At 61.1% G+C, this 1573-nt stretch carries 2 protein-coding genes; one reads left to right on the top strand and one right to left on the bottom strand.

Annotated features, from left to right (window positions below; translation table 11 throughout):
* Nucleotides 1–507, bottom strand: a 507-nt coding sequence (msuE, locus tag EOA86_RS33985; RefSeq protein WP_128345538.1) for an FMN reductase, incomplete at its 3' end; no start/stop codon positions are given.
* A 234-nt stretch (nt 508–741) separates the two neighbouring features.
* Here msuE and EOA86_RS33980 point away from each other — a divergent pair.
* Nucleotides 742–1338, top strand: coding sequence for a DUF922 domain-containing protein (locus tag EOA86_RS33980; RefSeq protein ID WP_065008643.1), 597 nt, complete (start codon nt 742–744; stop codon nt 1336–1338).
* Nucleotides 1339–1573: the final 235 nt, after the last annotated feature.

Genomic DNA, 1573 nt, shown 5'->3' with positions numbered 1-1573 from the left:
GGCGACCGCTTGCCTGGCGCGAGCATGGATGGCTTCGGACACCAGCACGCCGTTGGCGAAGTCCTTGTCGGAGGCGTAAATCGCGGTCGGCAGGGTCAGCGCCTCGAAGAAGCCGAACAGCGGCCGCAGCTGATGTTCGACCACCAGCGAATGACGATCGCCGCCGCCCGTCGCAGCAAGGATGACCGGCTTTCCCCTCAGGGATGACGGGTCGAGCAGGTCGAAGAAATGCTTGAACAGCCCGGTGTAGCTGCCTTTGAAGGTCGGCGAGCCAACCACCAGGACATCGGCCCCCAGCAATCGCTCGATGATGTTTCTGGCCAACGGATCCAGATCGCCAATGCGCTTTGCCAGCGGGAAGGACTGACCGAGATCCTCTAGGTCGAAAACGGTCGAGGCTGCACCGGTGCTGCTCGCCACCTCCGCGACGATGTGGCTGATAAACGCCTTGGTCTTCGACGGACGGGTCAGGTTGCCTGACAGCCCCACCACCAGCTTTTTCGACATTTGGGCTCCTCGCAAAGCGCTTGTGTGGCTTAACTCTAGTAAGTTGATAGAGATTAGTGAGAAAGAAGATTTCAAAACGGGCCCGCCAAGCGGATTGAGTTTGCGGCGCATCGCCGTCGATTGGTTCTTTCGACGCGAATGCGAACGCCGAGTTTGGCAAGGGCGCCTTGACCGCATTCCTGCCACGCGTTGATGATCTCAAGCGCACCAAAGCCATCGGCCCGGGGGATTCGCATGAAAACAGTCGTTCTGAAGTCTCTGCTCCTGGCCTGTTTGCTGGCATCGCCGGCGCAGGCGGGATGGAAGCCGGTCGAGAAGGTCGAGACCTACGCCGTTTCAGGGCAGACCGGTCCCCAGCTCCATGCCTCGATGGGCGAGCGGGGGCCGATGATCGGCAAAAGCAAGGTCCGCGCCATGGCCTACACCAATTTCAAGCTGACCTGGGTCAGGGACTATCAGCGACAAGGCAATGCCTGCGTGCTGGTATCGGCGCGGCCGAAGCTCATCATAACCTACACCTTGCCCAAAACGTCCGGGCCGGTGCCGGCCGCCGTGCAGAAAAGTTGGGACGTTTTTGCCGCCGGCCTCGCCGCCCACGAAAAGGTGCATGGCGACATCATCGTCGATATGGTCCGCAAGATCGAGACGGCCACCATCGGCCTGTCCGTCCCCGACGATCCCGGGTGCGAAAAGATCAGGACCGAAATGACCAGGCGGCTCGCCGAACTCTCCCAGGCACAGCGGCAGGCAAGCCGCGATTTCGACCGGGTAGAATTCGCCCCGCGCGGCAATCTGCAGCAGCTCATCGTCGCTTTGCTAATGGGGCGGTAGGAAATGTGAAGTCCCACCGGGAGGAGAAGCAGTGAGCATGGAGCTCGAAATCAAGGCAAGGTTGGCGGGACAGCGCCCCCTCTGGTCCTGCCGGACATCTCCCCATTGGTGGGAGATCGGCCGTCATCTTTGATTTCGCCAATCGCCAACCTCGTAAAAGAGGCGCTGTCGGCGGAACTGCCAATCTCCCCACTTTTGGGGGAGATGTCCGGCAGGACAGAGGGGCGCGCCGTAG

Source organism: Mesorhizobium sp. M5C.F.Ca.IN.020.32.2.1 (genome assembly GCF_004023105.1).
In the GTDB taxonomy this organism is placed as follows: domain Bacteria; phylum Pseudomonadota; class Alphaproteobacteria; order Rhizobiales; family Rhizobiaceae; genus Mesorhizobium; species Mesorhizobium wenxiniae.
This window is presented reverse-complemented; position numbering and strand designations above follow the sequence as displayed.